The organism is Halobellus ordinarius (assembly GCF_031823395.1).
Taxonomy (GTDB): Archaea; Halobacteriota; Halobacteria; order Halobacteriales; family Haloferacaceae; genus Haloquadratum; species Haloquadratum ordinarius.
This window is the reverse complement of sequence record NZ_JAVQKJ010000011.1, coordinates 46,146-65,826: the sequence shown is the minus strand read 5'-3', so window position 1 is coordinate 65,826 and position 19,681 is coordinate 46,146. Positions and strand designations below refer to the sequence as shown.

Here is a 19,681-nt window from a genome sequence, read left to right as displayed (position 1 = left end):
CGCCGGGACCAGAGCTACACAAGCCGGCTCACGAGGTACGGATCGTCCCGTTGTGCGACCTCGACGTCGAGCAACCTGGCACAGCCGCTGCACACGAACTCGCGGAGACAGAACTCCTCACCACCCTCGTGGTTCTCGCCGCTGTCGGAGAGTGGACGCTCGTTCACCACCACGTTGTTCTTCCAGTTGTCCTCGACTCGGCTGAGGACGGTATCGCAGTCCGTGCACGCCACGTACCGTTCGTCGTCGGCTCGGACGATTCGCAGGCACTCGCCGAGTTTCCGGTCGGTCGCGGTTGCCCCGGTCACGTCGAGGGGCGACGCGTCCGAGCCGTCCAGTCTGTCGGCCCTGATGTCCTCGCGCGCTTGCTCGACGGAGCCCGCCAGTTGTCCGTCGTCGTCGACCGGGACGCCGTACACCTCGCGCGCAGACCGGGGCGAGACGGTGCCGTTCACGACGTCCTCGACGACGTCCTCTGGGTCGCGTTCTAGCGGGTCACCGTAGCCGCCGCTCCCCGGGAACCGCAGGTAGAACACGTCGTCTTCGCCGAGCTCGTTGACGCCCCAGCGGCCGTCTTCCCGGTCGGTGTCGAGCTCGTCGTTCGTCGGCGGGAACGGCATCTCGTCGGTATCGAGACCCGCGTCCCGGAAGAACGAGTACTCGATGGTACTGCCGGGGTGACCGCCGAACATCCCGTTCGATGCGGGGACGTCGACCGCGCGACCGAACGTGACGACATCAATCTCGTCGGCCTCGTCACCCACCGGCGTCACGGCGTACTCGTGGCCGACGCCACCGCGATTCGCCCCCGGACCGCCCGAGTCTGGCACGAACTGCCGGTACAGGTACATCAGCGGCAACACCGCTTCGTGGCGCTCGGCGTTACCCCATCGGGCCACGATGTTGGGAATCTCGCCACCGAGTTCGACCCCGTCAGCGAACCGTCGTGCACCGCCAGCCCCGGCGAAGGTGTCAGTCAGCGCTTCGACCTGGGTCGTTCCCCCCTCGGTGATCTCCAGCATAACGTGCGCGTGTGACCCGTGCCAGACGCCAGTCGCGCGGTCGGCGTACTCCTCGCTGGACCCGAGCATCTTCGAGACGCACAGCGTCGAGAGGTTGTTACAGACCTGTAGCGTCGCGACGGTCGCGATGGATATCGGCGCAGGTCGCTCGGCGTTGACGATGGTCCCCTTCGGGGCTTCGACGTCGACCACGTCGATGATACCGTCGTTCCAGGTCATATCCCAGCACAGCAGCGGGAACACCGGCGCGAACACGCCCCCGACCGTCGCGGTCAGGGTACAGTTCAGTCCGTACTCGCTCTGTTCGCTGGTACCCTCGAAGTCGAAGGTCAGCGAGTCGCCGTCCTTCCGGAGCGTGACCTGAACCGTGAAGTTCTCGTCTTCGGGGGCAGAGTCGACGTACTGTCGGGCCTGCCACTCGCCGTCGGGAAGGTCGAGCAGTCGTTTCTTGAACTTGTTGCGCGACTGCTTGATGAGTTCCCGGCCCACGTGTTCAACGGTGTCCGGGTCGTACTCGTCCATCAGGTCCCGCATCCGGTCTTTCGCGACGTTGTTGGCGGCGATCTCCGAACGCAGGTCGAGTTCGACCATTCCAGGGTCGCGGCTCATATTGAGGATGGTGTTGAGCGCGTCCTGGCGCATCTCGCCACCTTCGATGAGTTTCAGACCCGGCGTCTGGAACCCTTCGTGAAAGACGCTCGTGGAACTCGGGGAGAACCCGCCGGGGTCGGCGGCTCCGATATCGGCCACGTGAACGAAACTCGCTGAGAACGCCTGCAACTCACCGTCGTAGAAGATCGGGCTGATGATGTAGACGTCAGGGGGATGCAACGCCGCAGTATAGGAGTCGTTGAGGACGAACATATCGCCCTCTTCGACGTCATCGCCGTACTCGTCGATGATATGTTTGGTCGCCTCCGACGCCCCGAGGTAGTGGTGGAGGAACCCGACGCCGCCGGTCAGCAGGTCGCCCTCGGCCGTGTACAGCGCGACCATCAGGTCGTGTCCCTCGTTGGTATTCGGCGCGCCGGAGACTCGCTTGAGCGCCTCGACGGCCTCGTCGGTCACCCGTGCAAGCCGGTGTTTGATTATCTGGAACGTGACCGGGTCGATGCCTTCCAGGGAGGTGTCGATGTCTGAACTCATTGGTCGTCACCTTCGATGTCGATGTAAACGTTCTGATAGCGGTCCATTCGTGCGACGTCGCCCGGATTGACCACGATCGTCGTGACCGGAGTCAGGATGACGCCGGGTTCGTCGATGACGTCTCCAGGTGTCAAATCGGTGAAATCGTAGACATTGCCGTCGATGATACCACCGGCCTGCTTGAAGTACATCTCTTTTTCACCCACGATGGCGTCGTCAACCGAGGAGTCCGTGAGTTCGTGTTCGTTGAACTCGGGCATCGACATCGGCCCGACGCCGCGGACCCGGAACTCGGTCATCTCGATACCGCCTTCCTTGAACGCCGAGCCCTCGCCGTATCGCTTCTCGTACAGCGTTTCGAAGCGGTCGATGGTCTCGTCGACGTCGCTCTGGTCGAGTTCGCCACTCGTCTCTATCGGCGTGACGAGTTCGTGCACCTGCCGCTGGTAGCGCATACTGATGGACCGTTCGATGGTCATCTCCTCGGGGTCGAAGCCCTCCGCGGTGAGTTTGTCGCGGGCCTCCGATTCGAGGTCGGCGAAGATGCCATTGATACGGTCGGCCTCGAAGGGCGGCTTGACCTGCCGAACGTCTAAGTGTTCGTGCGTAACGTCGGTCGAGAGCAACCCGAGCGCGCTGTTCACCGAGGCGGTGTACGGGACCAGCACCTCGGGAATGTCAAGCATCCGGGCGTAGGAAGCGGCGTGCATACCGGCCGCGCCGCCGATTGACACGAGCGTGAACTTGCGGGGGTCGATTCCTTTTTCCACGGTCATCTCCCGGAGCAGGTCCGCGACGATGGAGTTTATGAGTTCGTAGATGTCCGCGGCGGCTTCGACCGGGGACTTGCCCAGTGGGTCCGCTATCTGCTCTTCGAATACGTCGTGAGCCTTCGCCGGGTTCATTTCCTTGTCACCGCCGAGGAAGTACTCCGGTGCGAAGTACCCCTGAATCATATCGACGTCCGTCACTGTCGGCTGTTCGCCACCGCGTCCGTAGCAGACCGGCCCAGGGTCGGAACCGGCGCTTTCGGGCCCGACGGACGGAACGTTCGTGCCCTCTTCGAGGGAGATTATGCTCCCGCCCGCCACAGCTATTGAGTTGATGTCCCGTTTCGGGAACTGGTAGTGGTACCGTCCGACCATCGGTTCATCGGCATACTCCAGCCGGCCGTCGTTGATGATGCCGACTTTGAACGTCGTCCCGCCCATATCCGTTGAGATGACGTTCTCGATGTCGCGTTCCCCTGCGACGAACCGGCTTCCGAGCAGCCCGCCGACCGGACCCGACTCGATGAGTCCGACCGGTTTCTCGATGGCGTCCCGACGCGTCACCAGACCGCCGTGAGCGAACATAAGGAGGATGAGTCCGTCGAAGCCGTAGTCTTCAAGCGTCGTGCCGAGGCTTTCCAGGTACTGTTCGGTCGTCGGTCCCAGGTAGGCGTTGAGAACCGTCGTCGCGGTCCGCTCGTATTCGCCCATCGTCGGCGAGATGTCATTCGACATAGAGACGTACAGGTCCGGATACCGCTCCTGCAGAACGTCCTTCACGCGCTGCTCGTGTTCCGGAGCAGTGAACGACCAGAGGAAACAGCCAGCCATCGCTTCGACGCCGTCGTCGACGAGGGAATCGACGGCCTCGACGACTTCCTGCTCGTCGAGAGGTTCGACGATCTGCTCGCGATAGGCTCGCTCGGAGATGCCGGCGACCCGCTCGCGCGGGATGAGCGGGTCGGGCTTGTCGGAGTTGACGATGTCTTTGACTTCCTCGAACGGGAGTCCCGACCAGCGACCGTAGCCGCCACGCGTGGCGTGGAGTGTCTCCTCGAACCCCTTGGTCGTCAGCAGGCCGGTCTCGGCACCCTCTCGCTCGAAGAGCGCGTTCTCGCCGACCGACGTTGCGTGCAGGAACAACTCGGTGTCCTGCAGGAGTTCTTCCAGCGTCAGGTCCATCTTCTCGGTTGCCGTCCGCAGCGAATTGAAGATTCCCTCCGAGAAGTCCGGGTAAGTCGTCAGATCCTTGCCGATGACGACCCGCCCGTCCTCGTCCATAACTGCTGAGTCAGTACACGTTCCGCCGATGTCAGTACCGATTCTGTATGTCATACTTCGTATCCGGGTTGCCGTTGCACGTTGAATCGCACTTCTGATAGTTGCATCGCTGTTCAGTAAGATCGCTCGCGCCAGTCGGTGTTCCGCTCGAAGGCGTCAGCGACCGATACGACCGTTCGTTCGTCGAATTGGTCGCCGACTATCATCATACCGATGGGCAATCCGTCGCTCGTCCCACAGGGGACGGACAACGCCGGATGGCCGGTCATATCGAACGGCATCGTGTTGCGCGTCCGGCCCTCTTTCCCCTGGGCTCGGTTGACGACCTCCTGGCGGGAGAGGTCTTCCTCCAACTCGAACGCCGTCATCGGTGTCGTCGGCATCACCAGTACGTCGTACGTCTCGAGTTGCTCGTCGTAGGCAGCGGTCAGGTCCTCTCGGAGGTTCTGCGCTTTGCCGTGGTATCGCCCGTAGAACTGCTCTTTGAGGTACCTTCCGAGCAGGCACTTCAGCTTTACCGTCGGAGCGAACTCGTCTGCCTGTGCTCTCCGAGCCTTGCCGAACGCCTCCGCGAAGTCGGTATTGTAGTGGCCGTCGACGAAGTACCCGGTGTTGTCGGCGTCCCACATCATAGCCGCCTCTTCGTTCTCGACGGCCAGCCAGACGAAGAAGCCGTCGACGTGCCACGGAATCGACACTTCCTCGGCCGTAGCGCCGAGTGATTCCAGTTCCTCGACGGCCGCGCGGACGCCCTCGTTGACGGCGGCCTCGCTGCCCTCGAACTCGAACCCTTCACGGACGACGCCGATTCGGAGGTCGTCGATCGACTCGTCGAGTGCGTCGGTGTAGGCCGCCGTTTCGACGGTGGTCTGGCGCGGGTCCCGCGCGTCTTCGCCGGCGAGCACTTCCATCGCGCGCGCGACGTCCGTGACGGACGTCGCCATCGGCCCGACGTGATCGAAGGAGTGGCCGAGCGGGGCAACACCACGGAACGAGACGAGACCGTGGGTCGGTTTGAACCCGACGCACCCGCTCCAGGAGGCAGGCGTTCGCAGCGACCCCGCCTGGTCGCTGCCGATGGCGATGTCGACCTGTCCGGTGACGACTGCCACCGCGGACCCGCCGGAGGACCCTCCCGCGAGATGGTCGTCGCTGAACGGGTTCAAGACGGGACCGAACGCCGACATCTCGCCGCTCCCGGAGACCGCCATTTCGTCCATATTCGTCTTCGCTGTGATGGTAGCCCCCGCGTCGAGCAATCGCTCGACGACCGGCGCGTCGTACTTGGGTCGGTACCCCATCAGCACCTTCGAGGCACACGTCATCTCGACGTCTGCGACGGCGATGTTGTCCTTGACGCCGACTTCGTACCCTGACAGGGGGCCGTCCGCCTCGCTCCCGACATCGCAGTACGTGATGATGGCGTTTTTTGGGTCTTCGTGCTTGCCGGCCCGATAGCCCGGGTCCCGGCTCGCTGCGGTTCGCGTTTCCGTTCTGTCGGAGAGTTCGTCGATACGCTCGCAGAACCCCATCTTCGCCTCGATGAGTTCGAGGTAGTCTTCGAGTTCCTCCTCGCTCAACTCGAAGTGATAGAGGTCCGCGATGTCGCGGAGCTCCTCCCGAGTCGGTGGTCGCACGACAGGTGGCAGGTGTGACACACACTAACTGTGTAAAACGAAAATATAAAGCTTCTGTCGTTGGCCGGAGGGGATCCCCTCGTCAGGAACAGTTTTCGGTCGCGGCGGTGCCGGTTCCCGGGGCGTGTGATTCCCCTAGAGCGTTCGCTGCGAGACAATCGACGATGCTGCGGACCGCCATCCGCGACGTGATTCCGGCCGGATCGAGTTGGGGAGATGTCTCGACGACGTCCATAGCGTCGATGCCTTCGCTCGCGACGGTCCCGAGTATTTGTAGTAGCTCGCGCGCGCGAAGACCGCCGTTGGTAGGGACGCCGGTACCGGGTGCCGCACTCGCGTCCAGCACGTCGATGTCAAGCGTAAGGTACAGCCCGTCAGAACCGTCGGTGGCGGCGTCGACTGCGTCACGAGCGACTTCGACCGGTCCGCGTCGAATCACCTCGTCGAGGGTGTAGAGGTTTATACCGCGTTCGTTGGCCCATTCGAGTTCGAACCGCGGGTTCGTCGGGCCGGTCAACCCGACGATACTGATATTCTCTGGGTCGAAATCCGCTTCGTCGACGGCACGCGCGATGGGACAGCAGTGGTTGTACCTCTCGCCTGCCACATCCGTCGCGGTGTCGAAGTGCGTGTCTATCAGGACGAGACCCGGGTCGTCTCTATGGTCCGCGAGCGCACGAACGCCGGAGACGGTCGTAACGTGGTCGCCGCCGACCATAACCGGCATCACGTCCGCTTCGAGCATCCGGCTCATATGCGTCGCACCGTGGTCGAGGCTCCGGGCTGCGTTGCCCGGTATCACCGGGACGTCGCCACAGTCGGCAAACGCGTAGTGGTCCCTGAGGTCGATGTCGTACTCGAAGTGGTAGTAGCGCGTCTGCGAACTCGCATCGCGTATCGCGCGTGGACCCTGGTTCGTCCCCGTTCGAGAGATGCAAGTGCTGTCGAAGGGGAATCCGACGACACCGACGTCCGCGTCGGTCGCTGCCAGCGCGTCGTCGTCGTACACGTCGAGTTGGTCTGCTCCCATGAATGTCGCGACGCCGCTGTCGAGGAAAGCGGCGTCCGGTCGCTGGTCTTCCATTGCGTCCCGTGCGTCCCGCCGCGACAAAATAAAAGTAGGTGCCGAACGCGCTCGCGAACCGGGGGTGATAGACCGCTACTCTAGCCGACGATACGGCTGCGCCAGTGCCGACGGCCCACCGAGCCGTTCCTTGAGCGTACCACGCGAGGCCAGCACCAGCACCAACACGGTCGCGATGTAGGGATACATCGCCATAATGGTCGGGTGCGTCAGGAACTCGACGATCGGCGCGCCGCCGACGTCGATGGCCTGGATGCGAATCGTCAGTGCGTCGAGGACCGCGAACACGTACGCGATAGCGAGCATTCGGAAGGGTTTCCACTGGGCAACGAACACGAGAGCGATGGCGATCCAGCCGCGTCCTGCGGCCATACCGGCCGACCAGAGACCGGTCAGCGCCAGCGAGAGGTGCGCACCCGCGAGTCCGGCGAGCGCACCGCCGAGCATCGTACTCAGGTACCGGAGCCGGTCGACACGAACGCCGGCGGTGTCGGCCGCCTCCGGTGCCTCGCCGACCGATAGTATCTCCAGTCCGAGGTTGGTCCGGAACAGGAAGTACCACGTTATGGGGACGAGGGCGATGGCGAGGAAGTCGGTTGCCGCGTTCCGGAACAGGACCTCGCCCACGACCGGAACCTGAACGAGGTACTGGCCGACGAGCGGGAGCGTCGTCTTCGGCATACCCTGGATGGTTTCGCCGGTGTAGGGCTGGCCGAAGAACGTCGTTGCACCTATGCCCAACAGTGTAATCATGAGGCCGCTGATGACCTGATTGGAGTTCAGCGACACACTGAGGAACGCGTGTAATCCAGCCGCGAGGACGCCGATGATGACGCCCACCGCGAATCCCAGGACGTAGCTCCCCGTCGCGACGACAGCGATGAACGACCCGAGCGCGCTGAACAGCAACATCCCCTCGACGCCGAGATTCAACACGCCGGATCGCTGGGTGATGAGCTCACCCAGTCCGGCGAGGATGAGTACCGTCGACGCGCGTACCGTCGCGTCGAGCAATCCGACCGCGGCTCCACTCGTTGCCAGTGGAAGGACTAATTCATACATAATTAGGACTCCTTGCCGACCACGTTGACGAACGGGAGGTCCCGTCCGAAGTTGCGCTCAGTCTCGACGTAGACCTCGTAACTACGGACGAACTCCGCAGTTATGAGAAAGAGGATGACGAGCGCCTCGATGACGCTCGCTAAGGCCGCCGAGACGCTGAGGGCCGATTGCATCTGCAGACTCCCCACGATGAGGATGGCGAAAAAGAACCCGGCTAGGGCCGTCTGGAACGCGCCGCGTCGGCCGAGCAAGGCGATCGGAATCGCCGTCCAGCCGTATCCCGGGCTCCACTGGGAGGTCAGCCGTTGCTGATTGGCGGCTATCTCGACCATACCGGCGAGTCCAGCGAATGCGGCACCGAGCGTCAGGACTATCACGTAAATCTTGAACTTCGACATTCCCGCCTGTCCGGCCGCCTCGGGATTCGACCCGGTCATCGTTATTTCGTATCCCAAGCGCGTCCGGTTCAACAGTAAGTGCAACAGGACGGGAACAACCACGAGGAACAGGACTCCAACGTGGAAACCCGTTCCGGGTATCGTCGGGAGCAGGGCCCCAGTCGGTAACGACTCCGACCGGGGGAACGCGCCGGCGCCACCCTGCATCGGTCCGTTTATCAGGTACTCGTTGACCTGGATGGCGATGAAGACGCTCATCAGCGTCGTCAGGATCTCGTTGACGTTCCACTTAGCGCGGAGAAACGCCGGCACGAGCGCCCACAGCGCACCGCCGAGGAGACCGCTGAGGACCATTACCGGTAACAAAATCGGTGACGGTAGACCGAGATTCAATCCGACCCAGGTACCGAGGATGCCACCGAGGTATATCTGTCCCTCTGCACCGATGTTCTCAAGTCCCGCCTTCAAGGGCAGAAAGACAGCGTAACCCGCAAGGACCAGCGGGACCGCCCGAACGATCGTGTTCGTGATCGTGTACGGTGTCGTCAGCGTGTCGATGAACAGTATGGAGTACGCCTGGAAAGGGTCGACACCCGTAAATGCCAGCGCGATACCGCCGACCGCCAGGGCCGCGACGACCGTCGCTATCTGAGTGGTGACCGAGAGCCACCTCGGAACGGACGTTCGCGAGGATAGGTACACTCTAACCATCTAATCGCCACATATCCGTACACTCTCTTATAGATGTGGGTGTCATTGCCAGTCAGGAGGACCGCCGAAGTCCCGGTAGCTCTGTCACCCGAGGCGCCCGCTCGCACGCAATAATTATATACTGGTCGCAGTACAAGGGTAACTCGATGTGCCAGAGATAAAATATGCGAACCCAGAGACGGTCGAAGAGGCGTGTTCGTTACTGCACGAACACAAGGAGGACGCGGCCATCCTGTCGGGTGGACAGTCGCTACTGCCGATGCTCCGTCAGCGCGTCGGCTCCTACGACAAGGTCATCGACATCAACGACCTGCCCGACCAGGATTACATCGACGTGACCGACGGCGAAGTGCGAATCGGCTGTCTGAGTAGACACCGTGACGTCGCAACCGCCGAGGCCGTCGAGCGTCACTGTCCGGTACTGGCGGAGGTCGCTGCCCAGATCGGCGACGTTCAAGTACGCAACCGCGGGACGTTCTGCGGAGCTGTCGCCCACGCAGACCCGTCCGGCGACCCGCCGGTGATCGCCACTCTCCTCGACGCGACCATCGTCGCCCGCAGTGCCAACGACACGCGGACCTTGTCAGGCGACTCGTTCTTCCACGACTTCTACGAGACCGGACTGTCGAAGGACGAACTCGTGACTGAAGTCCGGTTCCCCGCCCTGTCTGCGAACGAGGGGGCGGGATACGAGAAGTACGAACCGACGGAAGGAGCCTACCCCGTCGCGACGGTCGGGGCATACCTCTCGCTGTCCGACGACGGACAGGTCACGGAGGCACGCCTCGCGACCGGTGCACTCGAAGCCGGACCGACGCCGATGGAAGACGCTGCATCCCTCCTCGAAGCCAGGCAACCGACGGACGAGGCCCTGACGGAGGCGGCCGAGCGGCTCGGCGACGACACAATGCCGGTCGACGACTTCGAGGGATCGGCCGAGTTCAAGACGGCCATCAGCAAGAAACTCGCGAAAGACGCACTCAAGACGGCGCGCGACCGCGCCCAGCATTGATGATGAGCACCGAAACCGAACCGAGCGCCAACGTCACTATCGAGACGACGCTCAACGGTACCGAAGTGGAACAGACTGTTCCGGCCGGGACGCTGTTGTCGGCGTTCCTCCGAAACCACGAATACCTCACGGGGACGCATCGCGGTTGCGAGACGGCCAAGTGTGGCGCCTGTACGGTCCTGGTCGACGGCGAACCGGTGAAATCGTGCAACCTACTCGCCGCGCAGGTCGACGGGAGCAGCATCACGACCGTCGAGGGTCTCGCCGACGGTGAAGAACTTCACCCCGTCCAGCAGGCTTTCTGGGATTGCCACGGAAGTCAGTGTGGCTACTGTACGCCCGGGTTCGTGACGAACGCTGTGGCGCTGCTCGAAGACAACCCTGACCCGAGCGTCGACGAGATACAGGACCACCTGGCAGGGAACATCTGCCGGTGTACGGGCTACACGAAAATCATCGAGAGCGTCCAGGAGGCCGGCGACCGGATGGACGGTGATGCACCATGAGCAAGCAGAAACAGCGTGAGGTGACCGAAGACCAGGACGAGGAGACCAAAAGCGAGGAATCCGAGACCGAGTGGGTCGGCGAGCGCGTCAACAGCTACGATGGGAGCCGGTTTGTCTCCGGCCACGGTCGCTACGTCGACGACATCCAGCGGCCGGATATGCTCCACGCCTACTTCGTGCGGAGCCAGTACAGCCACGCGAAGGTCTTGGACGTCGACACCAGCGAAGCGGAGGCCCACCCTGGAGTCGAACTCGTCTGGACTCACGACGACATCGCTGACAAGGTCGAGGAACCGTTCGGTTATATGCTGCACGACGAAGAAGTGCTCGCGTCCGACCGCGTCACGTACGCCGGTCAGGAGGTGGCCGTCGTGGTGGCGAACGAGCGGGACGTCGCTCAAGAGGCTGCGGACCTCGTCGACATCGAGTACGAGCGACTCGATACCATCACCAAAGTCGAGGATGCGCTGGCGGACGATGCGCCGCTCGTACATCCAGACCTCGACGCCGACCCCGAGAACGATACCGATGGGAACGTGGCTTGGTCCGGCCAAGTCGAAGTCGGCAACTACGAAGACCCACTGGCCGACGCCGACGTCGTGGTTGAGGACACCTTCCAGACGAACAAGACTACGCCTGCCCCGATGGAACCTCACGGCTGCATCGCCGACTACGACCCCGCGACGGGGTCGGTCGAACTTGTCTCCTCGACGCAGATGCCACACCTGCTGTCCGTGGAGATTTCGGAGGTCCTGAAGAACTTCGAACAGCGGGACATCACCTGTCGGCTTCCCGACGTTGGGGGCGGTTTCGGCATCAAGCTGGACCCATATCCCTTCGAGATCTGTTCGATACTGCTGTCGAAGGCAACACAGCGCCCGGTCAAGCACGTTCTCGACCGACTCGAAGAGTTCACCGCAGGTCGCGGTCGCTCGCCGGAAGAGCTCGATGGTCGGCTCGGCGTTACCGAGGACGGCGACATCGTCGGTATAGACGTCGATCTGCTACAGAACACGGGAGCGGCCGCCGCATACGGCGTCGCAGTCGCCTACTCCTCGGCCAACTGCGGCCAGGGGCCGTACCTGATTCCGAACCAGCACTGGCGGACGAAGGTCGTCTACACCAACGAGATGCCCACGACCGCAGTCCGTGGGTTCGGCGACCCGCAGGTCACGTTTATGCGCGAGCAACTCATCGAGATGGCAGCCGAAGAAATCGGTATGGATGCCATCGAACTCCGCCTGAAGAACACGCCGCGTCAAGAGGATATGCCGATGCGGTCGGACGCGGGCCACATCTGGCGCAACGCCGACCAGGTCACCTGTCTCAAAAAGACCCGCGAGATGATAAACTGGGACGAACACCGCGGCGGCAGCAAGACGCGAGACGGGAAGCTCCGCGGCGTCGGGATGGGTACCATTATGAAACGGGGCGGCAACAAGTCTGCCTCCGGTGGTGACTTCGACGAGGCGGTGGTGAAGATGAACCGGAATGGTGACGTCACCGTGTTGACCGCCATCGCGAGCATCGGCCAGGGAACCGAGACCGGTATCAACCAGATGGTCGCGGACACCCTCGGAATCCCTATCGACCGCGTCGACGCGGTGCGCGGTGACACCGACGCCACGCCCGAAGGCCTCGGTGTGTGGGCGGACCGCGGGACGATTATCGGTGGCAGCGCGGCCGCACGCGCAGCCGAGGACCTCGCGGAGACGCTGAAGGCGGTCGCCGCGCATATGCTCGACGTGGATCCCGAGGACGTTCGTCTCGGAGACGGACGAGCTTACGATGCCACAGATCCCGGCACTGGAATCGAAATCGAGGAACTGGCGAACACTGCGATGCTCGGCAACCCCGAGACCCTCGGTCCAGAGTCCGAGCGTCCGGAGATACTTCAGAACGGCATCTCTCTCGTCGGTCGCGGCAAGTACCAGAGTCAGGAAGTCGAGTTTGTCGACCCCGACACCGGGCGCGGGAACGTCGCGCACAGTTACACCCTCGGCGCGCTGGCGATCGTCGTCGACGTCGACCCCGGAACGGGTGAGATAGACGTTGTCGACGTCGCCATCTGCGAGGACGTCGGCAACGTCATCAACCCGAAACTCGTCGAAGGACAGGTGCAGGGTGCCATCGTCCAGGGGCTCGGCGAGACGCTCTACGAGGAGTACGCCTACGACAACAACGGGAACCTGATGAACGGGTCGATGATAGACTACCATCTCCCGACGGCCGCGGACGTGCCGCTGGTCACCAAGATCGAGGAACTCGAAAACCCCGATCCGACCACCTCTCACGGCCAGAAGGGCGTCGGCGAGTGCCCGCTCGTCCCGACGTCCGCGGCGGTAGCCAACGCCGTCTACGACGCCACCGGCATCCGGTTCACTGAGTTGCCACTGGCCCCACACTACGTCCTTCCGGCGCTCGACGACGCTGGGCTGCGAGAAATATAGCGCCGACGGCCGGACGCGTCCGTCGTCCGCCTTCGCGGAAGGTTCCGTTTTTTGGTTCTTCGTTTCGCCGTACTCGCATCGACGGACAGCTACGCGTCCCCGTCGGTCACTCCGATGCGTCTCCGTCGGTCGCGGATTCGAGCGCGTACGCCGCGTTCAGAACCGTCGCGTCGTCGAAGTGTGACCCCACGAGTTGCAGCCCGACCGGGAGTCCATCGACGGGCGCGACCGGAACACTCACTGCCGGGTGGCCCGTGGCGTTGAACTGACATGTGTTCGCCAGACTCCCCCAAGCGTCGTCGATGAATTCGAACCGGTTCTGATCGGGAACGTACACGTGTGGCAACTGTGGTGTCGTCGGCGTCGCCAGGAGATCATACTCCGCGAGGTGGTCGTCGTATACGTCCCGCACGGTCCGCCGCAGGTTCATCGCCTCAGCGTAGTACTTCGAGTGATACTCCTCGGACGCGTACGCCCCGATCAACAGAGTGTACTTGACGCTCGGAGCCAGGTCACCACCCTGTGCGCGACGGAACTTCCCGAACGACTCCACCCAGGAAGTGTCGTACCAGCCCCACCAGTTGCGTCCCACGCCCTCCCCACGGAACGCGGCGACGGTCCCCTCGTTGAGTGCAACGGTGTAGATGTCGACCGCGTCGTGGTGGATAGGAATCGATATTTCGTCGACGGTTGCGCCCGCCGACTCTAGGGTCGCGAGACCGTCGCGCACGCTATCGTTGACTGCTTCGTCACACTCCGGCCGCTCAAACCCCTCCCGAACGACGCCGATAGCGAGGTCGTCGACATCGCCGTCGAGTGTCGCCTCGTACTCCTGTGTCGGCACCTCGTCGGGTTGGCGTGGGTCGTCGGGGTCGCGGCCCGCCAGCACGGTCAGTGCCCGGGCGGCTGTCTCGACGTTTGGAGCGATCGGCCCGGTGTGGTCAATGGTGTTTTCGATGCCGACGATGCCCGTGTACGGGACCAGCCCGTGGGTCGGTTTGTGACCGACGACGCCGGTCCAGGCCGCAGGCACGCGGACGCTACCGCCCTGGTCGCCACCGATACCGAGGTCGACCTCGCCCTCCGCGACAGCGATAGCGCTGCCACCGGAGGACCCGCCCGCGAGGCGGTCGTCGTCGTGTGGGTTCAGCGTCGGACCGAACGCGCTCGAATGCCCGTTGCCGGTGAACGCGAAATCGTCCATATTCGTCTTCCCGACCACCGTCGCGCCCGCATCCAGCAACCGCGAGACGATGGTGGCGTCGCGGTTCGGAACGTAACCCTCCATAACCTGCGACCCGCAGGTCATCTCGACGCCGGCGACGGCCACGTTGTCTTTGAGTGCGACGTCCCAGCCTGCCAGAGGTCCTTCGGACGCCCCGACGACCTCACAGGCAGTTATCCAGGCGTTGTTGGGGTCCTCGTTGCGTGGAACTCGACAGCCGGTGTCGCGATCGCCGAGCGGCGTTCGCGTCGACGGGTGGGGGTACTGTCTGACGGTTTCGTACGCGTCCAGCCCCTCGGTGACGAGTGACTGGAAGTCGGCTATCTCCTCGTCGTCGAGGTCGAGATGAAGCTGTTCACCAAGGCGACGGATATCCTCCGCCGTCGGAGGTCGCAACGACATACTGCTCCCTACGACGACGACCGATATAGGTATTCCCCAACCGACGGCACGGTCTTCGGTCAGAGCGGTCGCTCGTCGAGAGACGACCAAAAGAATTGCACTGCGGTTCGTCCCGGACGCAGAGCGGCGCGCCGCGTTACGACTCGGGCACCGAACCTTCGACGCCTTCGACGTACTCGTTGGCGGTCCGGGCGATTTCGAGGTCGGATTTGCCCTCGAACTTCGACCCGGACCAGATGCTGCGATCGCCGTTGATGAGTTCTTCCCGGATGGAAGCGACCTCGTCCTTGACGTCCTGGGGCACTTCTGGCCCCCAATCGTCGAGTTTCACGCCGTTGTTCTCGAGACCGAAGAACTTCATTTCCGGTTGGCTCTCGCCGTTTTTCGCGGCCTTTGCCGTCGCCTCGAGGATGGGTGTCCAGTTCCACATACAGGAGGTCAGGTAGGAGTCGCCCGCGAACTGCCCGACCTCGTCCGCGTATCCGATACCCCACACGCCCGCCTCTTGCGCCGTTTTCAGCACGGAGGGCGAACTCTCGTGGTACGCCAAGACGTCGGCGCCCTGGTCGACGAGCGACCGCGCCGCGTCCTGCTCCTTCGGCGGGTCGTACCATGTGTTCGTGTACGTCGGGATCATCGTGATGTCGGGGTTGACCGACCGGGCGCCCAGCGTCATCGCGTTGAGGTCATTGATGAGCAACGAAATGGGGAACGCCAGCACGTAGCCGAGTTTGTTCGACTCCGACAACATAGCGCTGGCGACGCCGGTCAGGTAGCGCGCCTCGTGGAGCTTTCCGTAGTAGTATCCGACGTTCGACATATCGTCCTCGACAGTCGTGACACGCGATGACTCGTAGTACGTGTCCGGATAATCTCCTGCGACCTGCTTTTGGACGGGACCGTAGTCGAAGGTACAGCCCTCGACGATATCGAAGCCGCGTTCGCCGTAGTCTTGGAACACCGAACTGGCTTCGGACGCCGGGAGCTCAGTCACCGTCTCGGTCTGGTACCAGTCGTACTTCTCTTCCAGTTCCTTGCGTGCCGTTTCGTGTGACGCGACCCAGCCCTGGTCGCCGATAGGCCCGTTGTACACGTACGCCGCCCTGACCGTATCTGAGTCCGAATCGTCGCTACCACTGCTGGTCGTCGTGTCGTTATCGGTTGTCTGGTCACCGCTGCCGCCTTGCGTACATCCGGCGAGGCCGATGGCACCGACTGTGCCCGCTGCCCGAATGAACTGCCGCCGTTTCTGTGGCATACGGTAGCACTGTTAATAGTCAACTATTTAAATTTGTCTCCGCCTCAACGGCACGCGAGCAGGCGCCGGACCCGTCCGGAGCGCACAGTCCGGCTTCGATCAAGGATGTTTCGGCACTCGCGACGGTGAAAACCGACGTCGGTTGCTAATTAATGCTTTCCTTGTATTCGTTGACCAGCGCCTGCATCGACGCTTTGGCGTCACCGAATAACATACTCGTGTTGTCCTTCGCGAACAGCGGATTGGGAATTCCCGAGAAGCCTGGACTGAGGCTCCGCTTGTTGACGACGACCGACTGCGCCTCTGAGACGTTCAGTACGGGCATCCCCGCGATGGGACTGGAGTCGTCGGTGTTGGCCTTCGGGTTGACGACGTCGTTGGCTCCGGTGACGATGACGACGTCGGTCCTCGAGAAGGAGGGGTTGACCTCCTCCAGTTCGCGCATCTTCTCGTAGGGGACGTCCGCCTCCGCCAGTAGCGCGTTCATATGGCCGGGCATCCGGCCGGCGACGGGGTGGATGCCGAACTCGACGTCGACGCCGTTCTCGTCGAGCAACTCGACCAGTTCGGCGACGGCGTGTTGGGCCTGTGCGACCGCCATCCCGTAGCCCGGGACGACGACCACACGGCTGGCTGTCTCCAGCAACATCACGACCTCTTCGGGGGAGGTCTCGGTTATTTGTCCCTCGTAGATGTCCTCCATATCCTCGCTGTCGCCGTCATCGCTGTCGAGGCCGCCGAAGAGGACGTTCGTCAGCGACCGGTTCATCGACTCGCACATAATGACCGTCAGGATAAGCCCGGAGGCACCGACCAGCGTCCCGGCGATGATGAGGACGGTGTTGTTCAGCACGAAGCCCGTGGTGGCGGCCGCCAGCCCGGAGTAGGAGTTCAACAGCGCGATGACGACGGGCATATCCGCGCCGCCGATAGGAACCACGAGGAACACGCCCAGCACCGAGGCCGCGGCGACGACGACCCAGTAGGACGGCACCCACGACGCCAGCGGCGGTTGGGTGCCCAAGTCCGGTCGAACCACCAGGAACAGACCGGCGACGACCGCCGCCGTCAGGAAGACGACCTTGATGGCGTGGCCGGCAGTGTCGCCCAGCGGCGAATCGCCCACCAGCCCGTGGAGTTTGCCGGCGGCGACCAGGCTGCCCCAGAATGTGACCGACCCGATGATGCCGGCGATAGCTGCCGTCGACGTCAGCCCGACTGACAGCGACCCGCCCGCTGCCAGCACGTCGACCAGTTCCGCGCCGGCGACGACTGCCGACGCGCCGCCGCCGAAACCGTTGAACAGGCCGACGAGCTGGGGCATCTCGGTCGTCTCGACGGTGACCGCCAGATACGCGCCGACCGCACCGCCGACCAGCAGCCCCGCCGCCAGCACCACCGGCGACAGGATCTCGAACCACAGCACGGTAATCGCCACCGCCAGGAACATCCCACCGGACGAGATGGCGTTACCGCGCGTGGCTGTCCGCGGGTGAGTCATATCCCGCAACCCCTGGATGAACAACACGCCGGCGACGAGATAGGCCAGTTGCAGGACCGACTCAGGCAGTCCCGCGAGCACGCCAGCCATAGGTCATCGACCCCCGTTGCTGAACTGATCGAGCATAAAGTGGCTCACCATATAGCCGCCGACGACGTTGATAGTCGCCATAACGACCGCGAGGAAGCCCAGCACCGTCGCCAGCGTGGTCGATCCGGAGCCCGCGACCACGACCGATCCCAGGAGCGTGATGCCCGAGATGGCGTTGGCGCCGGACATCAGCGGCGTGTGGAGGTTGGTCGGTATCTTCGTGATAATCTCGTAACCGACGAACCCCGAGAGGACGAACAGTGTGAGGTTCCCGACGAAGGTCATCGTTGCACCTCCAGTGACTCACTGGCCATCAGTCGCCCCTCCATCGGTCGCGGTGGAATCGGATTCCTCGTCTGGGTCCGGGTTCGAGCCTTCCTCGTCGGTATCCGGTTCAGTCTCGTCGTCGCGGTGTGGATTGCGTATCGTTCCATCGTGAGTCAGCAGCGTCGAGTCGACGATTTCGTCCTCGAAATCGAAGTGGAGTTCGTCGTCGTCGAGTATCGCGTCCAGAAAGTTCGCTATGTTGTTGGCGTACTGTTCGCTGGCGGTGTGTGCCACCCGTGAGGGAAGGTCAGTCGGACCGAATACCGTCACACCCTCGTGTTCGATGGTCTCGCCGGCGCGAGTGGGTTCGCAGTTGCCCCCGCTGTCGGCGGACATATCGACGACGACCGACCCGGCGTCCATATCGGCCACCATCTCGGCGGTCACGAGTTCGGGCGCTGGCGCGCCGGGGATGGCGGCCGTGGTGATGAGGACGTCCGAGTCGGGAACCACTTCCCGCATCGCCTCGCGCTGGGCGCGATAGAACTCTTCGTCCATCTCGCGAGCGTAGCCCTCATCGTCGCCCGACTCCTCCGTTTCGAGGTCCAGTTCGACGAAGTCCGCACCCAGACTCTCTACCTCCCGTTTAACCTCCAAACGGATATCGTACGCGCGGACGGACGCGCCGAGGCGTTCGGCGGTCGCGATGGCCTTCAGGCCTGCGACGCCGGCGCCGATGACGAACACCTCCGCGGGTTGGATGGTGCCCGCGGCAGTCATCTCCATAGGGAACATCTTGGGCAACTGTTCGGCGGCCATCAGACACGCCTTGTAGCCGCCGAGGCTGGCCATCGACGAGAGGGCGTCCATACTCTGGGCGCGGCTGATGCGGGGCATCAATTCCAGCGAGAACGCGCTGACGTTCCGGTCGGCCAGCGTCGAGAGTGACGCCTCTTCGATCTCGTAGGGACCCAACAGCCCGACGACGGTTTGGCCTTCGCGGTACGCTGTCGGGTCCGGCTCGTCGCTGGCAGCCAGTCCGTTGACTTGGGTGATTATGTCCGCGCGTGCGAAGACCGTCTCGCGGTCGGGGACCATCTCGCAGCCAACCGCCTCGTAGGCGTCGTCGCTGTGATCGACTCTCTCCCCAGCACCGCTCTGGACGACAACTTCGTGTCCACGTTCGATTAGTTCTGTGGCCACCGATGGGACAAGTGCGACCCGTCGTTCGCCGGGGTCCGTCTCGGTTGGGACCCCGACTAGCATCTGTCCCTCCGCTGACCGGGGTCCGGTTGCCATCGATACCTGTCGGTCGTGCCGTACCGTCCACTGCGGGGACGGCTAGCTACTGCCTCCATGCGGGCGGCGGTAGGCACGGAGGGGTATTCAACCCACGGTACCGATTCGGGGTTTCACGCGACGAAAATATGTACCGCGGCCACTAATCTTCACTTGAAGATTACAGCTCGGTTGCGTAGCAGTAGCGAGCGTCTCTTGGGAGATCGGTCGCTGCTTATGGATCTTCTGCGCGTCTTCGATCAGCCGTTCGAGTAGTGGCGGAGGTAAGTAGCCAAGGTGCTCACCGAGTTCGTGGACTAAGGGCTGGCGGGCGACCGAATGGTCGCTGTCCAGCGCTCCGGTGGAAACAGGATCGCATCAGCCGCCTGCGCAGTGACCAGATCCAACAGATAACGGCGCACAAGCCGCGACAGTATCACTGCATACAGCAAGATCTTCACCACGTGCTCGTGTCGAACTCCTCCAGTACGTACCGCGACTTCAACTCACGGTACATCTGGTTTACACAGACTCGACTTCCTCATTCCTCTCGAAAAGAAGACCCGATGAGCGACCGCCGT

14 protein-coding genes and 1 pseudogene are annotated in these 19,681 nt (G+C 63.0%); 3 read left to right on the top strand and 12 right to left on the bottom strand.

The window, feature by feature from the left end:
- Window positions 1-14: 14 nt before the first annotated feature.
- From RJT48_RS16365 to RJT48_RS16340, 6 genes are all read right to left on the bottom strand, one after another.
- Window positions 15-2,168, bottom strand: coding sequence for a hydantoinase B/oxoprolinase family protein (locus RJT48_RS16365; protein WP_311173413.1), 2,154 nt, complete (start codon window positions 2,166-2,168; stop codon window positions 15-17).
- Complete coding sequence (locus RJT48_RS16360; RefSeq protein WP_311173412.1) at window positions 2,165-4,273, bottom strand: hydantoinase/oxoprolinase family protein; 2,109 nt, start codon at window positions 4,271-4,273, stop codon at window positions 2,165-2,167. The genes RJT48_RS16365 and RJT48_RS16360 overlap by 4 nt, the downstream gene beginning before the upstream one ends.
- 59 nt (window positions 4,274-4,332) lie before the next feature.
- Window positions 4,333-5,877, bottom strand: a complete 1,545-nt coding sequence (locus RJT48_RS16355; protein WP_311173411.1) for an amidase — start codon at window positions 5,875-5,877, stop codon at window positions 4,333-4,335.
- 61 nt (window positions 5,878-5,938) lie between these two features.
- A complete protein-coding gene (locus tag RJT48_RS16350; protein ID WP_311173410.1) occupies window positions 5,939-6,940 on the bottom strand; it encodes an agmatinase family protein in 1,002 nt (333 codons plus the stop codon).
- Between the two features lie 75 nt (window positions 6,941-7,015).
- A complete protein-coding gene (locus RJT48_RS16345; protein ID WP_311173409.1) occupies window positions 7,016-8,002 on the bottom strand; it encodes an ABC transporter permease in 987 nt (328 codons plus the stop codon).
- Between the two features lie 2 nt (window positions 8,003-8,004).
- Window positions 8,005-9,111: an ABC transporter permease gene (locus tag RJT48_RS16340; protein WP_311173408.1), complete on the bottom strand. Its 1,107-nt coding sequence runs from the start codon at window positions 9,109-9,111 to the stop codon at window positions 8,005-8,007.
- Window positions 9,112-9,259: 148 nt separating this feature from the next.
- Between RJT48_RS16340 and RJT48_RS16335 the strand changes: the two genes are divergently transcribed.
- From RJT48_RS16335 to RJT48_RS16325, 3 genes are read left to right on the top strand one after another with little or no spacing between them, the layout of a single operon-like run.
- Window positions 9,260-10,123 (top strand): FAD binding domain-containing protein, encoded by an 864-nt coding sequence (locus RJT48_RS16335; protein WP_311173407.1) that lies wholly within the window; start codon window positions 9,260-9,262, stop codon window positions 10,121-10,123.
- A gap of 2 nt (window positions 10,124-10,125) precedes the next feature.
- A complete protein-coding gene (locus tag RJT48_RS16330; protein WP_311173405.1) occupies window positions 10,126-10,629 on the top strand; it encodes a (2Fe-2S)-binding protein in 504 nt (167 codons plus the stop codon).
- Entirely contained in the window at window positions 10,626-13,079 is a 2,454-nt protein-coding gene (locus RJT48_RS16325; RefSeq protein WP_311173404.1) for a xanthine dehydrogenase family protein molybdopterin-binding subunit, read from the top strand. The genes RJT48_RS16330 and RJT48_RS16325 overlap by 4 nt, the downstream gene beginning before the upstream one ends.
- Window positions 13,080-13,185: 106 nt before the next feature.
- Here RJT48_RS16325 and RJT48_RS16320 read toward each other — a convergent pair whose 3' ends face one another.
- From RJT48_RS16320 to RJT48_RS16295, 6 genes and pseudogenes are all read right to left on the bottom strand, one after another.
- On the bottom strand, window positions 13,186-14,706 hold the full coding sequence (locus tag RJT48_RS16320) for an amidase (protein WP_311173403.1): 1,521 nt from the start codon (window positions 14,704-14,706) through the stop codon (window positions 13,186-13,188).
- Between the two features lie 136 nt (window positions 14,707-14,842).
- Window positions 14,843-15,964 carry a BMP family ABC transporter substrate-binding protein gene (locus tag RJT48_RS16315; protein WP_311173402.1) on the bottom strand — a complete coding sequence of 374 codons (1,122 nt, stop codon included), beginning with the start codon at window positions 15,962-15,964 and terminating at the stop codon, window positions 14,843-14,845.
- A 145-nt stretch (window positions 15,965-16,109) separates the two neighbouring features.
- Window positions 16,110-17,555: an NAD(P)(+) transhydrogenase (Re/Si-specific) subunit beta gene (locus tag RJT48_RS16310; RefSeq protein ID WP_311173401.1), complete on the bottom strand. Its 1,446-nt coding sequence runs from the start codon at window positions 17,553-17,555 to the stop codon at window positions 16,110-16,112.
- Between the two features lie 3 nt (window positions 17,556-17,558).
- Window positions 17,559-17,840: an NAD(P) transhydrogenase subunit alpha part 2 gene (locus tag RJT48_RS16305; protein WP_311173400.1), complete on the bottom strand. Its 282-nt coding sequence runs from the start codon at window positions 17,838-17,840 to the stop codon at window positions 17,559-17,561.
- Window positions 17,841-17,858: 18 nt separating this feature from the next.
- Window positions 17,859-19,121 carry a Re/Si-specific NAD(P)(+) transhydrogenase subunit alpha gene (locus RJT48_RS16300; protein WP_311173399.1) on the bottom strand — a complete coding sequence of 421 codons (1,263 nt, stop codon included), beginning with the start codon at window positions 19,119-19,121 and terminating at the stop codon, window positions 17,859-17,861.
- A 162-nt stretch (window positions 19,122-19,283) separates the two neighbouring features.
- Window positions 19,284-19,626: pseudogene (locus RJT48_RS16295) on the bottom strand (IS4 family transposase); the annotation flags it as partial.
- Window positions 19,627-19,681 lie beyond the last annotated feature (55 nt).